Annotated in this window: 24 protein-coding genes and 1 tRNA gene; 17 read left to right on the top strand and 8 right to left on the bottom strand. The window is 64.2% G+C overall.

What is annotated here, in order from left to right; translation table 11 throughout:
* Positions 1-60 precede the first annotated feature (60 nt).
* The 4 genes from G0A00_RS09815 to G0A00_RS09800 are packed head-to-tail and all read right to left on the bottom strand — an operon-like array spanning position 61 to position 4,313.
* Positions 61-906 (bottom strand): polysaccharide deacetylase family protein, encoded by an 846-nt coding sequence (locus G0A00_RS09815; protein ID WP_164181926.1) that lies wholly within the window; start codon positions 904-906, stop codon positions 61-63.
* Positions 890-2,362, bottom strand: coding sequence for an NAD(P)/FAD-dependent oxidoreductase (locus tag G0A00_RS09810; RefSeq protein WP_164181924.1), 1,473 nt, complete (start codon positions 2,360-2,362; stop codon positions 890-892). The genes G0A00_RS09815 and G0A00_RS09810 overlap by 17 nt, the downstream gene beginning before the upstream one ends.
* A complete protein-coding gene (locus G0A00_RS09805) occupies positions 2,355-3,404 on the bottom strand; it encodes a lysylphosphatidylglycerol synthase transmembrane domain-containing protein (protein WP_164181922.1) in 1,050 nt (349 codons plus the stop codon). The genes G0A00_RS09810 and G0A00_RS09805 overlap by 8 nt, the downstream gene beginning before the upstream one ends.
* Positions 3,405-4,313 (bottom strand): glycosyltransferase family 2 protein, encoded by a 909-nt coding sequence (locus G0A00_RS09800; RefSeq protein WP_164181920.1) that lies wholly within the window; start codon positions 4,311-4,313, stop codon positions 3,405-3,407.
* 861 nt (positions 4,314-5,174) lie between these two features.
* Here G0A00_RS09800 and G0A00_RS09795 point away from each other — a divergent pair.
* The 10 genes from G0A00_RS09795 to G0A00_RS09750 all read left to right on the top strand — a co-directional run bounded on the left by G0A00_RS09795 (position 5,175) and on the right by G0A00_RS09750 (position 16,123).
* A complete protein-coding gene (locus tag G0A00_RS09795; RefSeq protein ID WP_368667681.1) occupies positions 5,175-6,764 on the top strand; it encodes an NAD(P)/FAD-dependent oxidoreductase in 1,590 nt (529 codons plus the stop codon).
* Positions 6,765-6,839: 75 nt separating this feature from the next.
* A complete protein-coding gene (locus G0A00_RS09790) occupies positions 6,840-7,562 on the top strand; it encodes a methyltransferase domain-containing protein (RefSeq protein ID WP_164181919.1) in 723 nt (240 codons plus the stop codon).
* A 44-nt stretch (positions 7,563-7,606) separates the two neighbouring features.
* Positions 7,607-8,911 carry a PepSY domain-containing protein gene (locus G0A00_RS09785; protein ID WP_164181918.1) on the top strand — a complete coding sequence of 435 codons (1,305 nt, stop codon included), beginning with the start codon at positions 7,607-7,609 and terminating at the stop codon, positions 8,909-8,911.
* Positions 8,908-10,464, top strand: coding sequence for a hypothetical protein (locus G0A00_RS09780; protein WP_164181917.1), 1,557 nt, complete (start codon positions 8,908-8,910; stop codon positions 10,462-10,464). Before G0A00_RS09785 ends, G0A00_RS09780 begins: the two co-directional genes overlap by 4 nt.
* A gap of 58 nt (positions 10,465-10,522) precedes the next feature.
* Entirely contained in the window at positions 10,523-11,500 is a 978-nt protein-coding gene (locus G0A00_RS09775; protein WP_164214201.1) for a glycosyltransferase, read from the top strand.
* Between the two features lie 229 nt (positions 11,501-11,729).
* The gene (rfbF, locus tag G0A00_RS09770) at positions 11,730-12,500 is read left to right on the top strand and encodes a glucose-1-phosphate cytidylyltransferase (RefSeq protein ID WP_164181915.1); all 771 of its coding nucleotides are present in this window, start codon (positions 11,730-11,732) and stop codon (positions 12,498-12,500) included.
* Positions 12,485-13,585, top strand: coding sequence for a CDP-glucose 4,6-dehydratase (rfbG, locus tag G0A00_RS09765; RefSeq protein WP_203595328.1), 1,101 nt, complete (start codon positions 12,485-12,487; stop codon positions 13,583-13,585). The genes rfbF and rfbG overlap by 16 nt, the downstream gene beginning before the upstream one ends.
* The gene (locus tag G0A00_RS09760) at positions 13,582-14,817 is read left to right on the top strand and encodes a class I SAM-dependent methyltransferase (protein WP_235953062.1); all 1,236 of its coding nucleotides are present in this window, start codon (positions 13,582-13,584) and stop codon (positions 14,815-14,817) included. Before rfbG ends, G0A00_RS09760 begins: the two co-directional genes overlap by 4 nt.
* Positions 14,817-15,707, top strand: coding sequence for an NAD(P)-dependent oxidoreductase (locus G0A00_RS09755; RefSeq protein ID WP_164181913.1), 891 nt, complete (start codon positions 14,817-14,819; stop codon positions 15,705-15,707). Before G0A00_RS09760 ends, G0A00_RS09755 begins: the two co-directional genes overlap by 1 nt.
* On the top strand, positions 15,704-16,123 hold the full coding sequence (locus tag G0A00_RS09750; RefSeq protein ID WP_164181912.1) for a GtrA family protein: 420 nt from the start codon (positions 15,704-15,706) through the stop codon (positions 16,121-16,123). Before G0A00_RS09755 ends, G0A00_RS09750 begins: the two co-directional genes overlap by 4 nt.
* On the opposite strand, the gene G0A00_RS09745 is transcribed toward G0A00_RS09750, so the two are convergent.
* The 4 genes from G0A00_RS09745 to G0A00_RS09730 form a co-directional block, all read right to left on the bottom strand.
* Positions 16,083-18,179, bottom strand: coding sequence for a hypothetical protein (locus G0A00_RS09745; protein ID WP_164181910.1), 2,097 nt, complete (start codon positions 18,177-18,179; stop codon positions 16,083-16,085). The genes G0A00_RS09750 and G0A00_RS09745 overlap by 41 nt on opposite strands.
* Complete coding sequence (locus G0A00_RS09740) at positions 18,176-19,153, bottom strand: glycosyltransferase family 2 protein (protein WP_164181908.1); 978 nt, start codon at positions 19,151-19,153, stop codon at positions 18,176-18,178. Before G0A00_RS09740 ends, G0A00_RS09745 begins: the two co-directional genes overlap by 4 nt.
* A gap of 213 nt (positions 19,154-19,366) precedes the next feature.
* Positions 19,367-20,128, bottom strand: a complete 762-nt coding sequence (locus G0A00_RS09735) for a GNAT family N-acetyltransferase (protein ID WP_164181906.1) — start codon at positions 20,126-20,128, stop codon at positions 19,367-19,369.
* A 10-nt stretch (positions 20,129-20,138) separates the two neighbouring features.
* Positions 20,139-20,591 (bottom strand): outer membrane protein assembly factor BamE, encoded by a 453-nt coding sequence (locus G0A00_RS09730; RefSeq protein WP_164181904.1) that lies wholly within the window; start codon positions 20,589-20,591, stop codon positions 20,139-20,141.
* 94 nt (positions 20,592-20,685) lie between these two features.
* Here G0A00_RS09730 and G0A00_RS09725 point away from each other — a divergent pair, with 94 nt between their 5' ends.
* The 7 genes from G0A00_RS09725 (at position 20,686) to G0A00_RS09695 (ending at position 25,345) form a co-directional block, all read left to right on the top strand.
* A complete protein-coding gene (locus G0A00_RS09725; RefSeq protein WP_066106418.1) occupies positions 20,686-21,264 on the top strand; it encodes a DUF177 domain-containing protein in 579 nt (192 codons plus the stop codon).
* Between the two features lie 171 nt (positions 21,265-21,435).
* The gene (rpmF, locus tag G0A00_RS09720) at positions 21,436-21,642 is read left to right on the top strand and encodes a 50S ribosomal protein L32 (RefSeq protein WP_066106415.1); all 207 of its coding nucleotides are present in this window, start codon (positions 21,436-21,438) and stop codon (positions 21,640-21,642) included.
* 24 nt (positions 21,643-21,666) lie between these two features.
* Positions 21,667-22,791, top strand: a complete 1,125-nt coding sequence (gene plsX, locus G0A00_RS09715; RefSeq protein ID WP_164181902.1) for a phosphate acyltransferase PlsX — start codon at positions 21,667-21,669, stop codon at positions 22,789-22,791.
* Positions 22,788-23,759, top strand: coding sequence for a beta-ketoacyl-ACP synthase III (locus G0A00_RS09710; RefSeq protein ID WP_164181900.1), 972 nt, complete (start codon positions 22,788-22,790; stop codon positions 23,757-23,759). Before plsX ends, G0A00_RS09710 begins: the two co-directional genes overlap by 4 nt.
* The gene (ihfA, locus tag G0A00_RS26720) at positions 23,732-24,235 is read left to right on the top strand and encodes an integration host factor subunit alpha (RefSeq protein WP_255455340.1); all 504 of its coding nucleotides are present in this window, start codon (positions 23,732-23,734) and stop codon (positions 24,233-24,235) included. Before G0A00_RS09710 ends, ihfA begins: the two co-directional genes overlap by 28 nt.
* A gap of 92 nt (positions 24,236-24,327) precedes the next feature.
* Complete coding sequence (locus G0A00_RS09700; RefSeq protein ID WP_164181899.1) at positions 24,328-25,194, top strand: MerR family transcriptional regulator; 867 nt, start codon at positions 24,328-24,330, stop codon at positions 25,192-25,194.
* Positions 25,195-25,268: 74 nt separating this feature from the next.
* Positions 25,269-25,345 (top strand) — tRNA-Pro (locus G0A00_RS09695).
* Positions 25,346-25,484 lie beyond the last annotated feature (139 nt).

Raw genomic sequence — 25,484 nt, 5'->3', positions numbered from 1 at the left:
CCTTTGCCGCTGTGCGACTGATGCGCAGAAACCCGACAGGTGAAAGCGAAATCGGGCAGCTCAGGCCTCGGGCGCGCCGCTTTGCGGCCTTGCTGTCAGCGAGCCCTGCCCCTGCGCCCAAGGTTTGACCATCGCCGAGCGCAGGCCGCGCAGCGTTTGCCGCCAGCGAAGATAGCCCTGCCCGCGCCCCCTCAGATAAGCGGCAAAGCGCGCGGGGGATTGGTAATAGAACATCTCAAGGCGTGGCAGGTCCATCAGGTCGCTTTCGGCCCCTGCCCGGTCCAAGCGGGTGCCGCAGGAGCTTTTGAAATGCGCCGCGATCGCGCGGCGGGTCTCGGCACTGGCGCGCCCATAGGGCGGCGCGAAATGATCCACGGCCCGGCCCAGATGATCCTCAAGCGTCGCTTTGCTTTGAACAAGCTCACGCTTCTGGTCTGCAAGCGGCAGCGCCATGAGATCGGGATGGGTGACCGTATGGGCGCCAAAGCAAATCCCGTGCCCCGCGAGATCACGGATTGTCCGCCAATCCATCAGGCGGCGCGGAGGGTCGGAGGCACCGGCCCAAGTCTCCGACGCGCCCACCCGGCCCGTCGGAACAAAGACCGTGGCCGAAAGGCCCAACCGCTCCAGCACCGGAAAGGCCGAACGCGCGAAGTCATCGAAGGCGTCATCAAAGGTGATGATCACCGAGCGGCTTGGAACCGGCGGCCCACCGCTGCGCGCGGCCACCAGATCGTCCAGCGAAATCACCGGAACATCGCTCGCCGCCAAGACCTCCATCTGCGCGGCAAAAACCTCGACCGCGATGTTGGTCGCGCCGCCACCGCCGGAGATCGAGTGATACATGAGGATGTCCACGCCGCCCCCCCGCGCGGCACCTTGCGGGTGATCAGTCTTCGACCACATGACTTTCAAAGTCCTTTCGGTGTCCGGCCCATGTCTCTTTGTCAAAGCTACCGTCGGGCCGAACGCAGGCCTCAACCGCATAGGCCGTCGCAAAGGCGTGGTGGGTATTGTCATGCGCAAAGAGCCCTTGGCGACCGAAAGTCACCAGCCCGTCGAGGCTCGACAGCCAAGTGTCGACGGTGCGGAAATCATCGGCATAGCCCCGCGCATAGACCGGATAGGCATTCGGCAGACGGCGCGTGATGGTTTTGAGAACCGGAACCTTCACCGGCAGCCCCACCTCGCCCAGCCACGTCACCAGCTCTGCGCCAAGCCGGTCATCGTCCATCCCCCAATGCTCGCTACCGGGGTCCGAAGGCAGCTCGGCGCAGAGGATCGTCCGGCCTTTGGGCTCGGTCGCGGCAGAGTAATTCTTTGGCTCCGACAGGCGCGACACAGGGATCGAAAGCTCGGGGAAGTAATGGGCATCATATTCGGTGAACTGGTCGGTCTCCAAAACGAGGTAGATCAGGATCATGCCGCGGCTCCGAATGCGCGAGGCGGCGTCGCGCACCGCTTCCTCGGCTGGCGGATCAATCAGCGACACAAGCGTGGTCAGCGGAATCGAAGAGAGGATTTGATCGGCGCTCACGCGGCGGTCCTGCCCGTCGATGGTCGCGTCAAAGCCGGTGATCTTCTGCCCCTCGCGGGTGATCCGGGAGATGCCGGCACCATAGCTGAAGCGCACGCCCTCCGCCTCGCAGGCATCGGCCATGGCGTGCATGATCTGCCCAAAGCCGCGCCGGGGATAGTAAAAGCGCCCCGCCGTGGGCGAGCGCACGCCGGGCAACTGGCTCAGCATCTTGCGCAGAATGCGGCCCACCGAATTCCCCGAGACCCGGCGATGTGCCAGTTCCGCATCCAGATCTTCGGGCGGAATTCCCCAAAGCTTGGTCACATAGGGAAAGTAGAAATGTTCGCAGATCGTCTGGCCCAATCCGGCCTTCATCACCCCGGCGAAAGTGGTCTCTGCGCGCGCCGACGTCTTGAAACGCTTCGACACCATATCCCGCAAAAGCGAAAAGCCGAACCACGCGGGCAGCTTGACCAGCGCATTGCCCGGTTTCAGCGGAAACTTTATCCAGCGCCCACCCAGCCGGATGCGGCCATGGCGCGGGCGAAGCAGCAGATCGTCGCCCAGCAGATCGTGCAGATCCTCGAGGATCTCGGGGCCTGCGACCGGGTGAAACCGGTGGCTGCCGTAGTCGCACCAGATCCCCTCCATCAGAAAACTGCCGGAATTCCCGCCCGGCCCCGGCGCGCGCTCAAAAACCTCGACAGAGGCATCCTCGCGCTTGGCAAAACGATAGGCGGCGGCCAGCCCGGCCGGACCCGCGCCCAGCACAGCCACCCGGCAGCGCGCCTTTATCGCGTCCTGCGCGGCTGTATCCAAATCGGCTTTTGACAGATCATTCATTTCCAGAGCCTCCCGAAGGCAAGGTCAGGTCACCTCCACGCATGCGGCGGCCGCCCGCCACTTCCGAAATCAGCCAGATGCCGCCGCCGACCAGACCGCCGAGAAACAGCACCACCTGCCAGACGAGGCTTGCCGCCACCACCGCCCCCAGATCGGATGTGAAAGGCGCAAGCAGCAGCGACAGCGCCGCCTCGCGCACGCCAAGCCCGCCAAGGCTGACCGGCAGCACCGCCAGTATCTTTGCCAGCGTCCAGGCAAAGACCCATGCGGCCAGACCGATTTCGACCCCGGCGCGCCCGGCCAGCGCATAGGCCAGAATGGCCAGCCCGCTTTGGATCAAGATCGCGAAGGCGAAGGCGGCACCTATCCGCTGCGGCGATGCGGCGACCGCGCGCAAGGCCCGGATCACCTTGGCGATAAGGCTGCCGAGCCGCTTTGGCATCGGCAGTTCCGACACCCGGTCCAGGGCATGCGGGAATACCAGCACCACCGCGACAAGCAGCGCGACCACAGCGAGCGCGATGGCAAAGAACCCCGACAGGCTCGCCGCGTCGAACCCTGCCACTGAGCTGTCCCTAAAGGCCACAATGCCGAGCAATCCCGCCGCCGCGACAAAGAGCAGGGCCAGCATGTCGATGAGCCGGTCGAGCACCGAGGCCGACACAAGATGCGCCGTATCCCCATGCGCGCGCGCGACGATCCCGGCGCGCACCAGATCTCCGCCAATCACCCCCGGCAGGCAAAGATTGCCCGCAAGCCCCGCGAGATGCGCGCGCACCGCCACAAGCATCGGCACCCGCCGCTCGCACAGCATCCACCACTTCAGCGAGGCGGCGGCATGCAAAGCGAGGAATGCCGCAAGCACGGTGCAGAGCGTGGTGACATCGAGGCGGGCAAACGCATCGCCCAATTGCTCCAGCGGCAGAATGGCCAGCGTCGCCCCAAGCAGCGCGAGCGATCCAGCAACGCGAAGCCACCAGCCCAGCGGAAAGCCGCGTTTCGTTCGCTCTACCGGCGGCGAGGTCACAGCGTCTTCTTGCATTTAGGGACGCAAATTCAGGCGTGCGATCATGTCGGCGATCAGCCCCAGCGACCACAGCATGATTGCCGCAAGAAACATGAAGATCGCGGTCTCTGACAGGTTCGACTGGGTGATGTCATAGACCCCTTTCGCAAAGCCGACCGCGAAGAAGATCAGCCCCAGAGGCAGGAAGATGCGCAACGGGTTGAAAAGCATGATCGCGCGCAGGACCAGAATGATGAAATTCACGAAATGCCCCGGCCTGATCTTTGAGGTGCCCACGCGCTTTCGGTACTCGATCGGGATGTAGATCAGGCGCAGGTCGGTGCAGGCCATGCACAGGGTGATCGTTGTGGTGAAGGAAAACCCCGACGGCAGCAGCGGGAAGAACGGCAGGACCTTCGACTTGCGCATCACCCGCAGACCCGAATTGAGATCGTTGAGCTTTCGCTCGGCCAGAAAGTTGGCAAGGCCGTTCAGGACCCGTTTGGCGGGTCGTCGGATGAGCGGCACGTTGTTCATCGCTCCGCCGCGATCTCCGACAACCATATCCGCATTCTGTGCGAGCGCGAACATTTCGGGCAAATAGCGCGGCGGATAGGTGGAATCGGCATCCAGAATGGCGACGTAATCATATTGGCTGCGGTTGATCCCCCGCTTCAGCGACGCCCCATAGCCAAGGTTCCCCGGATTCACCTCCAGAATGACGCCCGCATCAAGCGCTTCTTGCCGTGTCCCATCCTCGGATCCATCGTCGACCACAATGATTTCCGACGGAATTTCCGTGGCCTCAAGAACCGCACGAATTTCCTCGATTGTCTTGCCGAGCGATCCTTCCTCATTGAAGGCCGGAACCACGACACTCAGACCAAACCGCTTTTCGTCGCTCTGCGGCAGGTCTGCGTAGTCCTTTGTCTCAATATCTTTCACCTTCGCTCACTCCTTGCTCCTGCGGCAATCAATCCCGCGAAGTCGCCAATTCCCGCCAATTCCATGCGATCCGCTTGCGTGTCACCCGGCGAACGGGAGGACTTTCGGCGCGTGCAGCGGGCTCGCGAAGGCTTTGATAGGCGCCAGATGCGAGTCATCTACGCGCCAAGCCACATGGATCGGGCCCCATGGATTATGCTTCGTGGATCAGGTCAGCCGGTCATTTGGCGGAAAATCGCCGCAGCTGACGCAAACTCATTTCAAAATTGCAAAACAACTTTTGCGATAATGCGAAAACCAACCACTCAATCAATTCCAGAAATGTCGCCTAAGCGTCACTCAGAACTTCGTTGGGCTGCGAGCGAATCTCGAAACATCCGAAAATGTACGCACATTTGGATACGCTATGTCACCGCAGCGCAGGCACGACCACTATAGGACTGAAGAGACCAAAATTGGTAGGGGTTCCATTCTGCCGCGGACCGTGCACAATACAGTTTTGTGATCGGAGGGGGCGATCGCTCGGGGAACGCCAAAAATTGTGGCATCTCTGACATTCCTTAGTAATCTCGTGACCCTACGCCCAGAAATGACGCAGCGGGAACATTCTTAAGAAGCTTCATTCAGCCGAATCGTCAGCAAAGCTCATTTTGCTCTTCTCAAGTCTAAATAAACTTTTTACGCTCTCCTGAAGTTAACTAGACATTTGGCAATGTTTATAGAGACATTTTATTTTAGCGACCGCATTAGGTCGCGTCGGCGACCAGTTTCACCAGTCAAAATCTGAAGCGGTTGCCAATTTTCAAGAGTTGACCCTAATCCAGAATATTTTCCTTTCCGCATTGTGAAGAGGATCGATTTGTGTCGACATCAATTTCGAACACATCCGTCGGTATTATCGGCGGCGGACCGGCAGGCCTGACTGCTGCATATGAACTTCAAAAACTCGGACCTGAATATCGTCCCCTCGTGCTCGAGGCCGGGGGGCGTGTCGGCGGCATCGCCCGCACCGAGAACCACAAAGGGTTCCGGTTTGACATCGGGGGACACCGCTTCTTCACCAAGATCCCCGAGGTGCAGGCGATCTGGCAGGAGGTGCTTGGCGATGATTTCATCACGGTGCCGCGCCTGAGCCGGATCTACTACCGCGATGCGTTCTATGACTACCCGCTCAAACTCTCCAACGCATTGTCAAACCTCGGCATTATCGAGGCCGCTTGGATCGGCGCCAGCTACCTGCGGTGGCGGATCTTGCCGAACCGTCGGGAAGACACCTTCGAGGAATGGGTGATCAACCGCTTCGGAAAGCGCCTCTATACCCACTTCTTCAAGACCTACACCGAGAAGGTCTGGGGCGTGCCCTGTACCGAAATCCGTTCGGATTGGGCCGCGCAGCGGGTCAAGGATCTGTCGCTGTCAAAGGCGCTTTGGCAGGCGCTCGGCGGGGCCAGCAATGTCACCAGCCTGATCGAGGAGTTTCAGTATCCCCGGCTCGGCCCGGGCATGCTGTGGGAGAGGATGGCGGGCAAGATCGGTGCCGCGAATGGCGAGGTGCGCCTCAAGAGCTATGTGAACGCGGTCAATCATGATGGCCGCCGCGTCACCAGCATCGACGTCGCCACCGAGCGCGAGGACGGCTCTGTCCGGGCCTATGAGATGAAAGCCGATCACTTCATCAATTCGATGGCGCTTCGCGATCTTCTCAACTGCATGAACCCGGCCCCGCCGCCGGACGTGCTGGCAGCGGCGAGACGTTTGAAATACCGCGATTTTCTGGTGGTCACCCTCGTGCTCGACCACGCAGACCCCTTCCCCGACAACTGGATCTACGTCCACAGCGACGATGTCCGCGTCGGCCGCATCCAGAACTTCCGCGCATGGTCCGACGAGATGGTGCCCGAACCCGACCGCGCGTCGATCGGCATGGAGTTCTTTTGCAATGACGACGACGACTTCTGGGCAAAATCCGACGCTGAACTGATCGAACTCGCGGCTCAAGAGCTCGAAAAAATCCATCTGGCTCCGGCGTCCAGCGTGATCGACGGCGTGGTGATCCGCCAGCCCAAATCCTATCCGGTGTACGACTCGGAATATTCCGACGCGCTGGCGGTCGTTCGTGACTGGCTCAGCGGTTTCGAGAACTTCCAGACCGTCGGGCGCAACGGCCTGCACAGGTACAACAATCAGGACCATTCGATGCTGTCGGCGGTCTATGCGGCCCGCAACATCGCGGGGGCGACTTATGACGTCTGGGGCATCAACGTGGACCGCGCCTATCACGAAGAGTTCCAGACCAAACCCTATGAGGGCAGGACCGACACCGGCGCAGATTACGCGCATGGCGCTGGCCGCAAGGTCGCGGCGGAAAAGCCCGCCGAGCATCAGTCGCTTGGCCCGGTCGTGACCCAGAGCGGGCGCGACGAAGAGCCGATCGAGGCGCAGGCCACTTAGGCCTCCGCCACCTCGAGTTATTTTGACGTTTGAAGGTGCATTTTTTGACGCAGATTTCAGAGCGGAGATTTAGCCATGGATGACAGCAGCGGCGTCGGAAATCAGATTTTGGCCAGAAACGGCGCATGGAGTTTCGGCGACAAGACCCCCGAGACCTTCGTCGATCACATCCGTCAATCGGTGCCCCTCTATGAAGACGGGCATCAGCTGGTGTGCGAGCTTTCGAGCTTCTTCTGTCACAATTCCAGCACCTGCTATGAGATCGGCGTCTCGACCGGCGAGTTGCTGCGCAAACTTGCGCTGCACAATGCGGCGAAGCCCAAGATCAACTGGGTGGGTCTGGACGTCGAGGACTCGATGGTGCGCAAAGCGCGCGACCATTGCGACGACGTGCCGAACATCCAGATCCTGCGTGAGGACGCGCGGGATTATGAGTTCGAGAAGGCCGATCTGATCGTCTCATACTACACGATGCAGTTCATCCCGCCGCGCCACCGGCAGGCGCTTTTCGACAAGATCTATGAGTCGCTGAACTGGGGCGGTGCCTTCATCTGCTTTGAGAAGACGCGCGGCCCCGACGCCCGTTTTCAGGACATCCTGTCTTCGCTCTACACGGATTTCAAACTGCGCAACGGGTTCAACTGCGACGAGATCATCGCGAAATCGCGCAGCCTGAAGGGCGTTCTGGAGCCCTTCTCGACCCAAGGCAACATCGACCTGATGCGCCGCGCCGGCTTCGAAGACCTTATGACGATCCAGAAGTACATCTGCTTCGAAGGCTTCCTCGCGATCAAATAGTGACCCGTATCCGAACGAGAGACTGTGGAATGATGAAGGGCCCAATGGCGAGCATAAGCGCGTTCCGGCTGCACGCTTGGTTGGGCCTCGTCTTTTCCTTGCTGCTTTGGGCTGTCTTCCTCAGCGGCACGCTTCTCGTCTTCGGAGATCAAGCGGACAAAGCGGTCTACCCGCAGACGCGGGCCAATAGCGCCCCCGCCGCACTGGTGAGCTTTGGACAGGTCTATGACGCCGCCAAGGCCAGCGCGCCGAATACCCAGATCGTGTCGATCCGGCGCGTCACCAAAGCCGGGCGCGCCGATCAGGTGGTAATAAAAACCCCAGACGGCGGAACCCAGCATCTCTGGATCGATCCGGCAACCGGCGATGCCGCGGGAACCACACCAACCATGGGCCCGCGCCGCCTGCTGCACGATCTGCACAGCCATCTGTTCATCTACAACACCTTCGGGGCCTATCTGGTCACCGGCCTTTCGGTGGTGCTGGCCGTGTCGATTTTCACCGGTCTGGCAAGCAACAGATGGTTTTCGGGAAATTGGTTCCCAAAGCTCTCGCTCAAAGGAAGCCGACGCGCGCTTTGGCGCGCCCTGCACCGCATCCTCGCCATCACGTCCCTGCCCTTTCTGATCGCAATCACGCTGACCGGGGCCTATTACCTTCTCGCCGATCCGCTCAACCTCTGGGGTCGCCTGCCCGCAGCCGAGCCCGCTGCCGAGAGAGCCGCCGCCCTGCCCGAAGGGTTCGATGGCGCGCAACTCGACCGGGCGGTATCGGTCGCCCTGACCAGCTTTCCCGAGTTGGCAATCCACCAGATTTCGCTTCCGACGTGGCGCGGCGACGGGATCAAATTCGACGGCCAGGCGAGCGCCGCGATGGTCGGCGATGTTGCCAATAGGGTCACTGTCGATCCGGTCACTCTCGATGTGCTCGGACGCTATCGCGCAGAAGACCTCTCCGCCGCGCGGCGGATCACCGAAGCGGTCGACCTGCTGCATTCGGGCCATTGGGGCGGGCGCGCCGTGCAGGTGATCTGGTTCGCCTTCGGCCTGATGGGCACGATGCTCGCCTTTACCGGCGCCCTGCTATGCACCCGAAGCCTGCGCCGAAACCCCGCTTCTGCCGCCTCGGCGAGCAGTCGGGCCTTGCCCATGAGCTTGCCGCGCAACCTGCTTGGCTGGCCATGGGTGTCTTTGCTTTTCCTCGCCATCATCGCCCTCGCCTCTTCGCTCTCGATCAAGCTGATCGCCAGCCGAGAGGATGGGCAGAAATCCGCACAACTCCCGACCGCGCTGGCGACAGGCGCAGGGCCGGGCATCGAGGTATCTTCGGAAGAAGGACCCGGAAAATGACCAACCGCTTTGCTCACACAGGTCCGCTCCGGTCCCGCTCGCCTTTGGCGACACTGGTCTGGCTCGTCATCGCCCTCGCGATTTGCCTGTCCGTAACGATCATAAACCGCACGCCCACGGCCTATTTCGACACCGGCCTCTACCTTACGCGCGGGGAAAACACGCTTCAGACGCTGGGGCTTGCGCCCAAGCAGAAGGCCGCCGACGAAAGCGGAACAGCAGACCCGAAAGCCGCTGCAAAGGGCGCGGCAAAGGGCAACGCCGGTGCTGACGACGACCGCACGACCTCTGGCAGCCGCTCGCTTTTCTATGCGGTGTTTCTGGCCTCCGCGCTCACCTTCGCCGATCTTCGCATGGTGCCCATCCTGCAGGCCTGCGCCCTGATTTTGACGATCCTGATCTCGGTCCGAACCATCGTGCGCCGCTACGATCTGAGCATGTCACCGCCAGCGCTGACGGCCCTTGCCGCGGCCGGCGCCGCGATGGGATCGGCGCCTTTCTATGTGGCCTTTCTGATGCCCGACATCTTCGCGCCGATCCTGCTGCTTGTCGTGGCGGGCTTCGTGGCCTTCATCGCCGACATGCTGCCATGGGAGCGCGCGGCGCTTTTTGTGCTCGCGGCTGTGGCGGTGATGACCCATCCGTCGCATCTGGCCATCGCATTGGTCCTCGTCCCGCCCGCGCTTCTGGGGATCGTGCTCTTTCGCAGGCCGCGGAAGTTGCTGGCGGCGGTGATGGTGGTGGGGATCCCTCTGGCCGGGCTGGCCGAACATATGGCGGTCCGCACCGCCGTCAAAACCGTGGTCCACTCGGACGTGGTCTATACGCCCTTTCTGACGGCACGGCTGATCGTCGATGGCCCCGGTCTGGAGTATTTGCACGCCACCTGCCCCAACCCCGAGGTCGCCAGCTGTGCGCTCTTGCCGATGCTCAACGAGCCGCAGCGGGTGACGCCATACAACATTCTCTTTGAGAAACAGCCCGACCTTGGATCCTTGGCGCTGCTCCCGAAAGAGACGCAACGGCAAATCATGGCCGAGCAGGTCGATTTTGCCAAAAACGTCTTCACCTCAAAGCCGCTCAGCGTGTTTGCCGCGGTCACCAGAAATACGCTGATCCAGCTTCGCAAATATTCAGCGGGCACAACGATCACCGAGCCCCGCGAACTTAGCGCAATCCGCAGAAGCGCCTTCGATCTGCCGCCGCATTTCGACGACGCGCGGCTTTCCACGCGCCAGCCGTGGATGGATCAGACAAACACGCTTCACGCCGCCGCCTATGCCGTCTCGACCGTGCTGATCCTTTCGCTGGTCCTCTGGCCGCGATCCGGGCTTCCGCTGCAACTGCGGTGCTGGGCCCTCTTCCTCCTCGTGGGGATCATCGCCAACGCCTTCGTCTGCGGAGCCGTGTCGCAGCCCGCCGCGCGCTATGGGGCGCGGGTTCTCTTCCTGCTGCCGATGGCGGCGGTTCTGCTCGTCGCGGTCAGACCAGCGATCCAGTCCTCGACGGCGGCGCGCTTCGTGAAGCCAAAGACCTCAATCCCAAGCGAATAGAGTGCGATCAACCTGCATGAGCAAAGCTGAACATTCCGCAAGGGCCAAGATTACCGTGGTGATGCCCGCCTATAATGCGGCCGAGCTGATGGCGGATGTGCTGACGCCGCTGCTGCAGATGCACGAGGCAGGCGAGATCGACCAGATCTTGGTCATCGACGACAGATCGACCGACACCACCGCAGCGCGTGCGCGCGAACTTGGTGCTGAGGTCATCATCGCCGAGCGCAACGGCGGCCCCGGTGCCGCGCGCAATCTTGCTGCCCGACATGCGGATGGCGAGATCCTGTGGTTCGTGGATTCCGACGTGATAGCCGATCCCGCCGGACCAGCCTTGATCCGCAAGGCTTTCACATCGCCCGACGTGGTGGCGGTTTTTGGCTCTTACGACGATGCGCCTCGGGGGACATCGTGGATCAGCCAGTACAAAAATCTGGTGCACCGCTATTACCATCAGCGCGCCCCGAGCGAGGCGTCAACCTTCTGGGCAGGCTGCGGCGCGGTACGCAAATCGGCCTTTCTGGAGATCGGCGGCTTCGACGTCGAGACATTCACCCAGCCCTCCATCGAGGACATCGATCTGGGCTATCGGCTGCGGCATAACGGCGGGCGCATACTGCTGTTGCCGGATCTGCTGGGCAAACACCTCAAAGTCTGGACATTTTCCAGCGTGCTGCGGACCGACATCTTCATGCGCGCGCTTCCATGGTCGCGGCTGTTGATCACGCGCGAAGGTCTCAGCGACGATCTGAACATCAGCGTGGCCGAGCGTTTCCGGGCGGGCCTTGCCCTGCTGCTGCTGCTCGGCCTTCTGATGCTGCCGTTCTATCCTGCGGCCTGGCCCGCCGTCTGCGCGATCTTCATTCTGTGCATCCTCGCGAACGCATCTCTCTACCGTTTCATGAAGGCAAATGGTGGCTTTGCCTTTGCCATCTTTGCGGTATCGTTTCATCAGATTTACTACATCTACAGCAGTGTCGCCTTCGTCTACTGCCTTTTCGAAGCCAAATTCATTTCCCCCCGCAGCGCCCAATAGCTGCGGTTCCGACCGGCACGTCATCGCTGATTTCACCCGCGCCCCCGTGCCAGCCCAATTTGTACGTCATCGAGGTTGCGCGAGGCCCCATACGGCCCTGCCGACAGGAGGATCATTGAATGACAGCACATCGCGGACCGCGTGACCTTGGCCCGGCACACCGCGTGACGCCAGTCCAAGCTCGCCGCCACGCCGCCGCCAATCCCACCGAAGCCACGGAGGGATCGACGTGAAATGTGTGATCCTTGCGGGCGGCCTTGGCACCCGTCTTGCAGAAGAGACCGTGCGGATCCCAAAGCCCATGGTCGACATCGGCGGCTACCCGATCCTGTGGCACATCATGAAGATATACAGCGCCCATGGGATCAACGAATTTATCGTGTGCCTTGGCTATCGGGGCTATGTGATCAAAGAATATTTCGCCAATTACTTTCTGCATTCCTCAGATGCCACCATTGACCTCTCGACCGGAAATCTGCGGATCACACGCAACCAGTCAGAGCCATGGGTGATCCATATGATCGACACCGGCCAGACCGCGATGACCGGCGGGCGGTTGAAGCGGGTGCTGCATCTGGTCGAGGACGATGAAGCCTTCTGCCTGACCTATGGCGATGGCGTCGCAGACATCGACCTGACCGCCGAGCTTGCATTCCACCGCAGCCATGGGCGGCTTGCCACCGTCGCCGCGGTGCCGCCCCCGCGCCGCTTTGGTCGGCTGGAGCTCAATGGCGACGAGGTCACCTCTTTTTCAGAAAAGCCCTTGGGCGAAGGCGGGCTGATCAACGGCGGGTTCTTTGTGCTGTCGCCGGACGTCGGCTGTTATCTGGAAGATGACGCAACCGTTTGGGAGCGCGAGCCCCTGATCAGCCTCGCCTCTGACGGCGAGTTGCAGGCCTTTGAACATCGGGGCTTCTGGCAGCCAATGGACACGGTGCGCGAGCGTCAGGAACTCGAGGAGCATTGGTCGAGCGGCAGGGCCCCATGGAAAGTATGGTAGCGGCGCAGCGACTGGCCGGACGCCGTGCGCTGGTGACCGGGCACACCGGGTTCAAGGGCGCATGGCTCGCCGCTTGGCTGGCCGAGCACGGCGCGAAGGTCACCGGCTATGCGCTGCCCGCCGAACCGGGCGAAAGCCTCTGGCGAATGCTGGACGATGGCCGCATCCGCTCGGTAGAGGCCGATCTGAACGACCGGGCGGCGCTTGATGCCGCCATCGCCGATTGCGATCCCGAAGTGGTGTTTCACCTTGCGGCGCAAGCGCTGGTGCGGCGGTCCTACCGCGAGCCGGTGACGACATTTGCCTCGAACGTACTTGGAACGGTGCAATTGCTGGATGCGCTGCGCGCCGCGCCCTCCTTTCGCGCGGCAGTGGTGGTGACCTCCGACAAGGTCTACGAGAACAGCGGCCAGATCTGGGGATACCGGGAAACCGATCCGATGGGCGGGCATGATCCCTACTCTGCCTCGAAAGGCGCGACCGAGATCGCCGCAGCGGCCATGCGCCGCTCGTATTTCTACGGGCCCGGCGCGCCCCATCCCGCGCGCATCGCCTGCGCCCGCGCGGGCAATGTGATCGGCGGCGGCGACTGGGCCGAGGACCGGCTGGTGCCCGACATCGTGCGCGGCTGTCTTGGGAGCACCGGATGTGTGGTTCTGCGGCAGCCCAATGCCATCCGGCCATGGCAGCATGTGCTCGAGGCGCTGGACGGATACATGCGCCTCGCGGGGGCGCTGCTTGACGGCGCGCCAGTGGATCAGGGATGGAATTTCGGCCCAAGCCGCGACGACGAGCGCCCGGTGATAGATGTGGCGCGGGCGGTGGTTGCCGGCTTGGGTCAGGGCCGGATCGAGATCGATCCCGCTGCCGCCGATCTGCACGAGGCCCATCTGCTGCGGATCGATGCCACAAAGGCGCGGACCGCGCTGGGATGGACCCCGGCGCTTGGCTTCACCGAGACCGTCGCGATGACCGCCGATTGGTATGGCGAGCTGCACCGCGGCACCCCCGCCGCGGCGCTGTGCCGCGCCCAGATCGCCAGCTACGAGGCCCGCCGATGTGCCCAGACGGAGACGCCGTGTTGACCGACCATCCCCCCTGCCGCGCCTGCGGCGCCCCCCTGACGCTCACCCTTGTGGACCTTGGCTTGTCGCCGCTGGCAAACTCCTATGTGCCGCTGGACCAGACCACCACTCAGGATGCGCGCTACCCGCTGCACGCCCGCGTGTGTCAAAGCTGCTGGCTGGCGCAGGTCGAAGACGCGGTGCCCGCCGAGCAGATTTTCTCTGCCGATTACGCCTATTTCTCGTCTTTCTCAGAGAGCTGGTTGGCCCATTGTCGCCGCTACGCCGAGGCGATGACCGACCGGCTTGACCTCGGGCCGCGCAGTCTGGTGATCGAGATCGCCTCGAACGATGGCTATCTGCTGCAATATTTCGTCGAGCGCGGCATCCCGGTGCTTGGCGTCGAGCCTTCTGCCGGGGTGGCCGAGGCCGCCATCGCCCGCGGCGTGCCGACCGAGGTGGATTTCTTCGGCGAAGCTTTGGCCCGATGGCTCAAATCCGAAGGGCAGCGCCCGGATCTCATCTGCTCGGCGAATGTGCTGGCCCATGTGCCCGACATCAACGATTTCGTGGCAGGCGTGGCGGTGCTGCTCGAGGCAAACGCGATCTACACGGTGGAGTTTCCGCATCTGCTGAACCTCATCGAGAAGGTCCAATTCGACACGATCTATCACGAGCATTATTCCTATCTGTCGCTGCTCGCGGTGGAGATCCTTTTCGCCCGGCACGGCCTGCGTGTCTTCGACGTCGAGCAGATCCCGACGCATGGCGGCTCGCTTCGGGTCTTTGCCTGCCGGAGCGAGGCGAACCACCCCGAAGGTCCGGGTCTTGCAAAAGTGCGCGCGCAGGAAAGCGCGGCAAAGCTGGACGAGGCCGCCGGATATCAGGGCTTTGCGCCGCGCTGCGAAGACCTGCGCGATGGGCTCCTCGCCTATCTGCAGGCGGCCAAATCCGAAGGCCGCCGGGTCGCCGCCTATGGTGCCGCCGCCAAGGGCAACACGCTGCTGAATTACGCTGGCATCGGGCCGGACCTGATCGCCTATTGCGTCGATCGCAACCCCGCCAAGCAAAGCACCCTTCTGCCCGGCAGCCGCATTCCGGTGCACCCGCCCGAGATGCTGCAAAGCTGCCGACCCGACGATCTGCTGATCCTGCCCTGGAACATCCGCGACGAGGTGACCCGGCAAGAGGCCGCACTTGCCGAGAGGGGCACGCGCTTTGTCACTGCAGTGCCGCGGATCGCCTTCGGCTGATGGCGCGGGTGCTCGTCACCGGCGCCACCGGGCTCATCGGGCGGGCGGCAGTGGCCGCGCTTGCCGCGCAGGGCCATCAGATCTGGGCGATGTCGCGGCGCGGCAGCGCCCTGCCCGGCGCAACCCCCATCGCCTGCGATCTGACCGACCCGGCCGCCCGCAAGCACGCCGTGGCGCATGCAAAGGCCGACGCGCTGCTGCATCTGGCTTGGCTCACCGGCCCGGCGCGCTGGCACGGCGCGGAAAATCTGGACTGGGTGCGTCACTCGCTCGGCCTCGTTCAGGACTTCGCCGCCAGTGGCGGCCGCCGGGTGGTCGCGGCGGGCAGCTGCGCTGAATATGACTGGAGCGCGGGCACATTCAGCGAGGCGACCCCCCTGCGCCCGGCAACCGCCTATGGGGCCGCCAAGGCAGCCACTGGTCTCGCGCTTTGCGGGGCCGCACCGGCGCTCGGGCTGTCGCTTGCATGGGCGCGGGTGTTCTTTGTCTTCGGACCCGGCGAGCCAAGGGGACGGCTGTTCGGCGACCTGATACAGGGGCTTGCCGCGGGCGAGACGGTGGCCTGTACCGATGGTCGCCAGAGGCGCGATTTTCTGCACGTGGACGATCTTGGGCGGGCGCTGGCGCTGCTGTGCGATGCCGAAGACCTGACCGGAGCCGTCAACGTCGGCCATGGCGATCCGGTGGAAGTGCGGCAGCTGATCGGCGAGTTGGCGCGGCAATTGCACGCCGAGAACCGCGTCCTGCTTGGCGCACGCCCGCGCGCTGCGGGCGATCCCGATCTTCTTGCCGCCGATGTCACGCGGCTGCGCGCCGCGCTTGGCTTTCGACCAAGGCTCAGCTGGCCCGAGGCGGTTGCCGCGGTTCTGCGGGCCGAGGGGGTTCTGTGAGGCGCTTGTCGGCGGCGCTGAACACGCCAGAGACCCTTCGCTTCTTAAAGTTCCTAGCGGTGGGTCTGCTCAATACGCTGTTTGGCTATGTCGTCTTCGCCCTGCTGGTCATGCTGGGCCTCCCGCCGCAACTGGCCTTGGCGCTGGCCTTCGTGCTTGGTGTGCTTTGGAACTATCAAACCCATGCCCGGCTTGTCTTTGCGGTGCGCGGTTTCCAGCGGCTGCCGGGCTATCTGGCCGCCTATCTGGCCATCTACGGCATGAATGCCGGGGCGCTGGCCGCTCTGATGTATCTTGGGCTGGGCCCGGCGCTTGCGCAGGCGCTGTTTCTGCCGGTCGCCGCGGTGCTGTCTTATCTCGCCATTGGCCGGGTGCTCACTGGCTGCTTTCCGTGGCGCCGCCCTGCCCCTCGCTGACCCAGCCCTTCGGGCCCAGACGCACATGCGACGTGCCGCGCTCGGGATAGAGGGCGGCAGCAGCGGCATCCGCCTCCGGCCCCAGCGCGCGCAGAAAGATCGGCTTGTCGGGCGGCAGGAACGGATCATTGAGAACCAGCGCCGATTGCACATCGCCCTCGGTCGAGACAAACACCAGATCCGTGCCGAAATCCTCCAGCCTCAGCCCCGCGTAATTGCCGCGGAACTGGTAGTATTTCACCGCCCCGCGCCACGCGGTGAACACGCAAAGCCCGCTGATGCAGAGCAAGGCGACAACCGCCCAGAGCCGCGCCTGCGCGGCGGCAGGCAGCCGGTCCTTCAGCGCCAACAGTCCGGCGGCGGCGGCGTAAAACACCGGCAGGCTGGCGATCGTCCAGTAGCGCGGACCGATGTAGAAACTGCCCGCGAACCAGTAGAACACCAGCCCGCCCACCGTCACCGCGAAAAGCGCGAACAAAAACCACGCGGCAGCGCCGGGCCGTGACCAGCGCCGGAACAGCAGCAACAGCACCGCAAGCGCCGATCCCGTCGCCCATCCCAGCGCCTCGAGGTTGAGCGACGCCATGTTCTGCAGCGTGTTGATCGTGCCTTCAAAGAGCGAATGGCCCGCGCGAAAATCAAGCAGCTGCCACGAGCCTGCGGGCGGCCCGAGGTCCGGGCCAAAGCCAAAGGCGTTGCGGGTCGTGGGCCATTCGGTCTGAAGGTAGCGTGCCAGCGGCGCGACCAGCGGATTGCCGGTCATCGCCCAGTTGTAGGAGAAATAGACCAACCCGGTGATCAGGCAGCCCGCGCAATAGCCAAACACCGCGCGCCACGGCAAGGGCCGCAGGGTCAGCAGCGCGGCGCCGGTGACGACGCCCGCCACCAGCCCGTCGTATTGGCGCGTGGTGAACACCCAGCCCATGGCCAGCCCGCCCGCCACCGCCCAAGGCAGTGACAATTGCCCGCGTGCCCCCTCACGCAGCGCGCCGCCGCGGACCAGACACCACCAGCCCAGCAAAGCCATGCAAAGCGCGGTGCTTTGGGTCATCAGCGATGCGCCGGTCGCCAACAGCCATGGCGAGCAAGCCATGAGCCACGCGACAAGCGCCGCAAGCGCGCGCTGCCCGCTGGCCCGCCGCACGAGGTCATAGGCGATCAGCACCGCCAGCGCCGTGAGGATGGGATTGACCAGCCAAGCCGCCCCTGCAAGCGTGCCGAGCGCCAGCAGCAGCGGGTATCCCGGCGCGGTGGTGCAGAACCAGCGCCCCTCTTGGATATCGAGCAGGTAGTAGCTCAGCCCCTCGCGCAGCGCCTCGGGGGGCGCGGGCACCGTCAGATGTCCGCTGGCGAGCGTCTTGGCCTGAAACAAATAGCACAGATCATCGCCCACATGCGGGATGTTCTGAAACGCATAGCGGGCCAGCAGCGCAGAGGCGATCAGCGCAACCGCGCTTGCGGCCAGCGGCACTGCGCCGCGCGGAAGCCGCAGCAGCCTCGGCCCGGGCACCAGCAGAAGCGCGCCGAGCGTCGCCACCTGAAGCGCCGACATCACCCCGCCGCGCAGAATCTGCGCGACATACTCCGCAGGCTGGCCATTGGCGGCGTAACTGGTGGGCGAGACCGACAGCAGCGCCAGCCCGCCAAGCAGTCCCAAAAGCCGCACCAGCGTCCCGGCACGGCCAAGCGCGGCGCGAAGCTCGATGCGGTGGCGCCAGAGCACATGCAGCGTCACCGCCACTTGCAGGGCAAGGACCACCAGCGCGATCAGGACAGGGATGCTCAGGGGCTTCAGCGCAAGCGACGGAAACCACACCCCGCGCAGCAGCATCAGCCGCCCCGCGCTGCCCAGCAAAAACAGCCCCGCCAGCAGACCAAAGCTGCGATAGCCGCGCAGGGCCAAGCCGCCGCCCAGCACCAAGGCCAGCACTGCGACCGCCGCCAGCCACCCCAGCACCCTTGCCTCGCGTGCGCCAAGCTCGGCTGCGAAGGCAGGCGCCGCGCTCGCCCAGAGCCCCAAGACCGCCAGCGCCGCGCATCGGCCCGCCAGCCTCATCCGCGCCCCCGCGAGCGTCCGGTCGGCGGCGGCTCATCCTCGACGTTCAGCCGTTCGCGTTCCACCACCAAAGGCCCGCCCCGCACTTGGCTGTGGATCGCCGTGATGTACTCGCCAAGCATGCCGAACATCAGCATCTGGATGCCCGACAGGAAGAACAGCGCCACGATCACCGTCGTTATGCCGCGCGGCGCGGCATCGGGGGCGGCGAAATAGATGACGACGGAGGCAATCGAGAAAAGGATGGAGGCCAGCGCAATCACCAGCCCCAGCAGCGTGCAAAGCCGCAGCGGCGCCCGCGTGAAGGCGAAGATTGCGTTCAGCGCCTGATCCGTCAGCATGCCGATATTGTGCTTTGAAACGCCGCGGCGGCGGGCGCGCCAGAAGTAGGGCACGATCACCCGGCGAAAGCCGCAAGAGGCGATGATGCCCCGGATATAGGGATATTGATCGTCGTGGCGCAGCACCGCCTCGAGCACTTTGCGGTCGATGAGTTGAAACTCTCCCACCGAGGGCACCAGTTCGACGTCGGACAAAGCGTTCACGATGCGATAAAAAATCCCGCGCGCGGCGCGCATCGTGCGGCTCTCGTCCCGCTCGTTGCGGGCCCCGGCGGCGATGTCATAGCCGCTTTCCCAAAGTTTGACGAACTCCGGGATCAGTTCCGGCGGATCCTGCAGATCGACCGGCAAAAGAACGATCACCGCATCGCCGGTCGCGTAGCGGAGCGCATTGAAAGACGAGCGGAACACCCCGAAATTCCGCGCATTGAACACGACCTTGATCGCCGGATTGGCCGCTGCCATCCGCCTCAGGATCTCTGGTGTCTGATCGGTCGACCCGTTGTCGGCGAAGACATGCTCCAGCCGATAGTCCGGCAGGTGCTCGTCAAAAATCTGCCGCACGGTATTGGCGCAGACCTCAACATTGTCTTCTTCGTTGTAACAGGGCGAAACAACGGAAATGGTTTTCATCTGAAATTAACGATTAATGAAAATATCGGGCTCAATTGTCTCCCAAAGTAACTCAGGCAGCGACAGTTGCACAGCATTCAAGTGCAGATCACCGCCCCGAGCCTCAAGAAGCCGCGATTTTCGTCTACGCTTTTGGCAAATTGCGTGCAGCGCTGCGGGAGCATGGCCCCGGCCAAAGCCGCGCGGGCCTTTTCCAGCCCGGCGGCAGAGCGCCTACCCCGCGATCGCCCGCAGCGCCTTGGCCCGCGCCGGAGGGATGGCGGCGGTCTCGACCCCGGTGAACACATGCAGCGTGTTCATCTGCCGGTCCACCACCGCGTGATCGCTCACCCAGCCGCCCATGCCCAGATAGGTGCGCAGCAGCGGCGGGATCAGCCGCATCACTCCGCGCGCCTCCGCCTCGGCGGGCAAAAAACCCACCCGCTCCGCTGCCTTGGCACCGATCCGCCAACGCTCGGGGGCCGCATGGCGCGCCGCGAGAAAGCCGAAAGCCTCGGCATAGGGCGCCGGATCGGTCCCTGCGAAACTGGCGCAGCCAAAGAGCATCCGCGCGCCGCCCCGGTCGACGAGCGCGGTGATCGCCCCCCACGCCAGCCGCAGCACATCGGGATCCACCAGACCGGGCCTTGTGCAGAAGCGCCCCAGTTCGATCATCGGCCCGCCGTAGCCCGCGAGCCGCTGCAGATCGTAGTATTGCGCCGAATAGCTGGTGCCGATCTCGGCGCTGGTATCGAGCCAGAGATAGCGGAAACAGGCCTGAAGCTGCCCGGCGCGATCCTCGATCAGCGCGTGGCTGCAGCGCGTGTCGAGCGGGTCCACATCGGCCCCGCCCTCGGGGCCGAAGAACGCCAGCCCGCGCAGCCGCTGCGCCGCCGCGACATCGGCAGCGCCTTGCGCGAGGCGGACCCTCAGGCCGCCGCGGGATAGAAGAACGCCGCCCTCTCCCGGTGCAGCGTCGTGCAGGCGGGAGGACATGGCGCGTGCCTCACTGCTGGTCGAAATCGCCGAGGGAAAGCCCGCCGATGTTGCCGAAGAGCTTGCGGATGAAGCCCAGTTCGCCATCGGTGGTGCGGGTGATCCGCCGGGTCAGCGGCACGACATTGCCATCCTCGAGCCCGTAGCGGGTGATATTGTCCACCACGCCCTGCCCGTCGAAGGTGATCGCCAGCACCTGCCGGTCCACCACTTCGGGCTCGTGCCAGGCAAAGCTGCGCACTTCCGACTCGATGTAGTAATAGCCGCCCTGATCCAGCACGCCCGAGGCCGTGGGAACGCCGATCACGTCCTCTACGGTCGCGCGGGTGTCGATACCGGGCACGATCTGCTGCAATTCGTCTTCGCGCGGCACGTAACCGTGGGTCTGGTACTGCGCCGAACAGGCGGTCAGTGCCAGCGTAGCCGCTCCGGCCAGAAATGCGAATCTCAACCGTGATACCATGGACGCAGTCCTGCCCCTTGCCTTGCCCTCGCGGGCCTTCTATCCCGCATTACACAACCGAGCCAAGCGCTTCAAGCAAAGGAAAGCCCAGCCTATGGACAGAGGCGGAAACCCCGCGCGGCTGCGCGTCTCGACGATGCGCCGCGACTCCCCCACAGAATTCGATTTCCGCCCCGACGCGGACGAGCGCGCCGCCATGGCCGAGCAGCTGGGTCTGCTGGGTCTGCGCAAGGCGCGGCTTGCCGGACGGCTCAGCCCCGAGGCGGGCGGGGCCTATCGGCTGACCGCCGAGCTTGGGGCCACCGTGGTGCAGCCCTGCGTCGTCACACTCGATCCGGTGACCACGCGGATCGACGAGCCGCTGAACCGCGTCTTCCGTCCCGCCGCGCAGATCGCCGAGCCCGATCCCGGCTCGGAAATCGAAGTGCCCGAGGAGGAAGAGGACGAACTGCCCGACGTGATCGACCTTGCGTCGATTCTGACCGAGGCCCTCAGCCTCGCGCTGCCGCCCTACCCCCGCAGCGAGGGGGCCGAGGCCGCCGCCGAGCAATCGTCGCAAATCATCGACGCCGCAGAGGCCGAGGAGCAGGACCGCGAATCTCGTCCGAACCCGTTTGCCGGGCTCGCCGGACTGCGCGATCAGCTCTCAAAAGACGAAAAAGACGAGAAGTAAGAGCGATAAGCGCGAAAACTCTCTTGCGTCTTTGCAAGAAATACCTATTTTCGCGCCTTCATCGGAATTCCGGGTTGCCAGCCGCCATGGGTTAAGACTATGAGGCCGGACACGCCCGAACGTTATCGGGCACTCGTATAGCCCCCACACGCGAACAATCGAGGTTGAGACATGGCCGTCCAACAGAACAAAGTATCGAAATCGCGCCGCAACAACCGTCGCGCCCATGACGCGCTCGTCGCGGCCAACCCCAATGAGTGCAGCAACTGCGGCGAACTGAAGCGCCCGCACCACGTCTGCCCCTCCTGCGGCCACTATGCCGACCGTGAGGTCGTCGCCATGGCCGACGAGATCGACCTGGACGAAGACGCGGCATAATTTGCTGAAAGGCCCGGTCGTCGCATGACATCCGCAACGGATAACCGTCAAGCGCGCGGGCCTCTGGTCCTTTCCATCGACGCCATGGGTGGCGATCGCGGACCGGCAACTATTGTTGCCGGTCTTTCCGCCTTTGCGCGGAAGCACCGCGATGTCCGCTTCCTTTTGCACGGACCCGAGGCAGAACTGCGCCCGCTGGTGGACAAGCACAAAGGCTTGCCCGCCCAGGTCGAGATCCGCGACGCTTCCGGCGTCGTGTCGATGGAAGACAAACCCAGCCACGTGATGCGCAACGGGCAGGACACGTCGATGTGGTCCACGCTCGACGCGGTGCGCAACCGTGAGGCCACCGTTGCCGTGTCCTGCGGCAACACCGGCGCGCTGATGCTGCTGTCGATGGTCCGGCTGCGCAAGCTGCCCGGGGTGAACCGCCCTGCCATCGCCGTGCTCTGGCCCTCGCTGAACCCGCAGGGGTTCAACGTGATGCTGGACGTGGGCGCGGACATCCGCGCCGACGCCGACGATCTGCTGAAATACGCGATGATGGGGGCGTCCTACGCCCGCAACGGCCTGTCGCTGACGCGCCCGCGTGTTGGCCTGCTGAACGTCGGCACCGAAGAGCACAAAGGCCGCGCCGAGCTGAAAGCCGCGCATGACCTGATCGCCGCGAACGCCGAGGCGGGCAGCTTCGATTATGTCGGCTTCGTTGAAGGCGGAGACATCCCCGGCAAGCGCTGCGATGTCATCGTCACCGACGGGTTCACCGGCAATATCGCGCTCAAGACCGGCGAAGGCACCGCCTCGCTGATCAACAAGCTGCTGCGTGAGGCCTTCACCTATTCGCCGCTGTCGCGGCTTGCGGCCCTGCTGGCGCTGAGCTCGCTCAAGCGGCTGCAGGCGCGCGTCGATCCGCGCCGCAAGAACGGCGGCGTGTTCCTCGGGCTGAACGGAACCGTGGTGAAATCCCATGGCGCCGCCGATGCCACCGGGGTGGCAGCAGCGGTGGAACTGGCCTATGACCTCGCGCAGTCGGGCTTTGGCGACAGGCTGGCGGCACGAGTTGCCGCCTCTGCCGCAAGCGCAGAGCCCACAGAGGCCACAGAGCCGGCAGAAGCCACAGAGACAAAAAAGAGCGGAACAGGCATATGAGCATACGGGCAAAGGTCGCGGGCGTCGGGCATTACCTGCCGGAGCGCATCGTCCCCAACTCGGAATTCGAGAAAACCCTCGACACCTCCGATGAATGGATCCGCACCCGCTCGGGCATCGAACGCCGCCATTTTGCCGCCGAGGGCGAGACCACCTCGATCCTCGCCGCCCATGCCGCCGCCGCTGCGCTGAAAGATGCCGGCGTCGACGCCTCCGAGGTCGACGCGCTGATCGTCGCCACCTCGACCCCCGATCTCACCTTCCCCTCCGCCGCCACCATGGTGCAGGCGCGCATCGGCATGACCGGCGGGTTTGCCTTTGACGTGCAGGCGGTCTGCGCGGGCTTCGTCTATGCGCTGGCCAATGCCAACGCGCTGATCGTCGCGGGCACCGCCAAGCGCGTGCTGGTGATCGGCGCCGAGACCTTCTCGCGCATCATGGACTGGACCGACCGCTCGACCTGCGTGCTCTTCGGTGACGGCGCGGGCGCGCTGCTGCTCGAAGCGGATGAGGGCGAGGGCACCTCTGCCGACCGCGGCGTTCTCTCGGTCGATCTGCATTCCGACGGCAACTTCCGCGATCTGCTGTATGTCGACGGCGGTGTCAGCACCCAGTCGATCGGCTACCTGCGGATGGAGGGCAAGGAAATCTTCCGCCACGCGGTCGAGAAGCTGGCCAAGACCGCCACCGCCGCGATGGAAAAGGCCGGGATCAGCTCGGAAGAGGTGGATTGGGTCGTGCCGCATCAGGCCAACATCCGCATCATCAACGGCACCGCGAAAAAGCTCGGCCTGCCGATGGAGCAAGTGGTGGTCACCGTGCAGGATCACGGCAACACCTCCGCCGCCTCGATCCCGCTGGCGCTGTCGGTCGGCAAGGCCGAAGGCAAGATCAAAACCGGCGATGTTGTGGTCACCGAGGCCATCGGCGGCGGTCTGGCATGGGGCGCGGTGGTGCTGCGCTGGTAAGCGCCAGCGCCTCGCCCTGCCCCAATCCCAGACCCGGCTGCCCACCCAGCCCGCAACCCAGCCCGAAAACTCCGGCAAAATCCGGCCCTTGCACGGCAAGAGGACGCTCCGCGCGCTTGACTCGGAATCCGCCTGCCCCCTATGCTTGGCCGCAACCTTTGGAGGCTGCCACTATGAGTGACAAGACTTTGACCCGGATGGACCTGAGCGAAGCCGTGTTTCGCGAAGTGGGCCTGTCGCGCAATGAAAGCGCGGAACTGGTCGAATCCGTGCTGCAGCACATGTCCGACGCGCTGGTGCGCGGCGAACAGGTGAAGATCTCGTCCTTCGGCACCTTCTCGGTGCGGGACAAGGCGGCGCGCATCGGTCGAAATCCCAAGACCGGCGAAGAGGTGCCGATCCAGCCGCGCCGCGTGCTGACCTTCCGGCCCTCGCACCTGATGAAAGAACGCGTGGCCGAGGGCAACAAGTCCTGAGCGGCCCGCGCTGATCCAACTGCAACCCTGCGTCCCCTCCGCCCCGCGCCCCAGCGCTTCGTCTGGGGGGCGCTTCTGAGGGGACCGACCACATGAGCAAGTCGCGCGACGCCTTCCGCACCATCAGCGAGGTCGCCGAACTGCTGGAGACCCCGGCGCATGTGCTGCGCTTCTGGGAAACCAAGTTCACCCAAGTCAAACCCGTGAAACGCGCCGGCGGCCGCCGCTACTACCGGCCCAATGACGTCGCGCTTCTGGCAGGGATCCGGCAGCTGCTGCATGACGACGGGCTGACCATCAAGGGCGTGCAGAAGGTGCTGCGCGAACAGGGCGTCAAACATGTGGCGGCCATCGCGCCGCCGCCCGGCTTGCTGGACGAAAGCGGCGAGGATGTCGCCGAGGCCCCTGCCGCGCCGACCGCTGCCGAGCCCGCACCGCAACAAGACAGCGCCACCGTCCTGCCCTTCGCGCAGCCGCAAGCCGCGTTGCCCGAGGCCGAGTCGGAAGCCTCCGCCGAACCGGCGCCTGCCCCCCAGCCCGACTCCACTGCGCCCGACGCACCGCTCTTTGCCGAGGCCAGCGATCCGGAGCCGCAGACCGCCACCGATGACGCGCTCTGGCAGCCCGACCCTCAGGCAAACGCTGAGGCCCTGCCCGCAGACCCTGTCGACACCCCGGAAGAGCCGCTTCCCGACTTCCTGACGCAATCGCTGGAAGATCGTGGCGCCACGCCTCTGCCCGAGGCCGGAAGCGCCGAAGGCGCGGCTGACACCCCCGCGGTCGCTGCCCCGCTACCCGAGGTGGCGCAGCTCGACAGCCTGCCCCAGCCCGCGTCCGGCCCACTCACGGCGCTCGCCACAGCCCCGCAACTGACCGCGCAGCAAGCGGTTTCTGCCCGCGCGCAACTGGCCGCGCTGCGCGCCTTCGTCGCCGCGCGCGACAGCCATTCGGCGGCGTGAGAAAATTGGTGAAAAAACTTGCGCATTAGGGGTTGTGCCTGCGCTCAGAACCAGTAAATACCGGCCTCACAAGTCGGGCTATAGCGCAGCCTGGTAGCGCGTCCGTCTGGGGGACGGAAGGTCGCAGGTTCGAGTCCTGCTAGCCCGACCAATTCACCCCCGCCGCCGTTTCTGACTTGTTCCTCCCCTCGGGGTGAGAGAAACGGCCAGAGGTAAGCCTCTCTAAAAACATCGAAATTTTGCACCGCTCGCCCTTGGGCGTAGCTGCTGTGTTGCCCTGAGGGCCGCTG

The sequence above is a fragment of the Salipiger sp. PrR002 genome (genome assembly GCF_010500775.1).
In the GTDB taxonomy this organism is placed as follows: Bacteria; Pseudomonadota; Alphaproteobacteria; order Rhodobacterales; family Rhodobacteraceae; genus Salipiger.
The sequence above is the reverse complement of the archived record's forward strand: the minus strand, read 5'-3'. Positions and strand labels throughout refer to the sequence as shown.

Excerpts from the sequence above, each read along its gene's own strand:
- G0A00_RS09815 (WP_164181926.1), bottom strand. The coding sequence starts at position 906 with ATGTGGTCGAAGACTGATCACCCGCAAGGTGCCGCGCGGGGGGGCGGC.
- G0A00_RS09810 (WP_164181924.1), bottom strand. The coding sequence starts at position 2,362 with ATGAATGATCTGTCAAAAGCCGATTTGGATACAGCCGCGCAGGACGCG.
- G0A00_RS09805 (WP_164181922.1), bottom strand. The coding sequence starts at position 3,404 with ATGCAAGAAGACGCTGTGACCTCGCCGCCGGTAGAGCGAACGAAACGC.
- G0A00_RS09790 (WP_164181919.1), top strand. The coding sequence starts at position 6,840 with ATGGATGACAGCAGCGGCGTCGGAAATCAGATTTTGGCCAGAAACGGC.
- G0A00_RS09785 (WP_164181918.1), top strand. The coding sequence starts at position 7,607 with ATGGCGAGCATAAGCGCGTTCCGGCTGCACGCTTGGTTGGGCCTCGTC.
- G0A00_RS09780 (WP_164181917.1), top strand. The coding sequence starts at position 8,908 with ATGACCAACCGCTTTGCTCACACAGGTCCGCTCCGGTCCCGCTCGCCT.
- rfbG (WP_203595328.1), top strand. The coding sequence starts at position 12,485 with ATGGAAAGTATGGTAGCGGCGCAGCGACTGGCCGGACGCCGTGCGCTG.
- G0A00_RS09755 (WP_164181913.1), top strand. The coding sequence starts at position 14,817 with ATGGCGCGGGTGCTCGTCACCGGCGCCACCGGGCTCATCGGGCGGGCG.
- G0A00_RS09745 (WP_164181910.1), bottom strand. The coding sequence starts at position 18,179 with ATGAGGCTGGCGGGCCGATGCGCGGCGCTGGCGGTCTTGGGGCTCTGG.
- G0A00_RS09740 (WP_164181908.1), bottom strand. The coding sequence starts at position 19,153 with ATGAAAACCATTTCCGTTGTTTCGCCCTGTTACAACGAAGAAGACAAT.
- G0A00_RS09735 (WP_164181906.1), bottom strand. The coding sequence starts at position 20,128 with ATGTCCTCCCGCCTGCACGACGCTGCACCGGGAGAGGGCGGCGTTCTT.
- G0A00_RS09730 (WP_164181904.1), bottom strand. The coding sequence starts at position 20,591 with ATGGTATCACGGTTGAGATTCGCATTTCTGGCCGGAGCGGCTACGCTG.
- G0A00_RS09725 (WP_066106418.1), top strand. The coding sequence starts at position 20,686 with ATGGACAGAGGCGGAAACCCCGCGCGGCTGCGCGTCTCGACGATGCGC.
- rpmF (WP_066106415.1), top strand. The coding sequence starts at position 21,436 with ATGGCCGTCCAACAGAACAAAGTATCGAAATCGCGCCGCAACAACCGT.
- plsX (WP_164181902.1), top strand. The coding sequence starts at position 21,667 with ATGACATCCGCAACGGATAACCGTCAAGCGCGCGGGCCTCTGGTCCTT.
- G0A00_RS09710 (WP_164181900.1), top strand. The coding sequence starts at position 22,788 with ATGAGCATACGGGCAAAGGTCGCGGGCGTCGGGCATTACCTGCCGGAG.
- ihfA (WP_255455340.1), top strand. The coding sequence starts at position 23,732 with ATGGGGCGCGGTGGTGCTGCGCTGGTAAGCGCCAGCGCCTCGCCCTGC.
- G0A00_RS09700 (WP_164181899.1), top strand. The coding sequence starts at position 24,328 with ATGAGCAAGTCGCGCGACGCCTTCCGCACCATCAGCGAGGTCGCCGAA.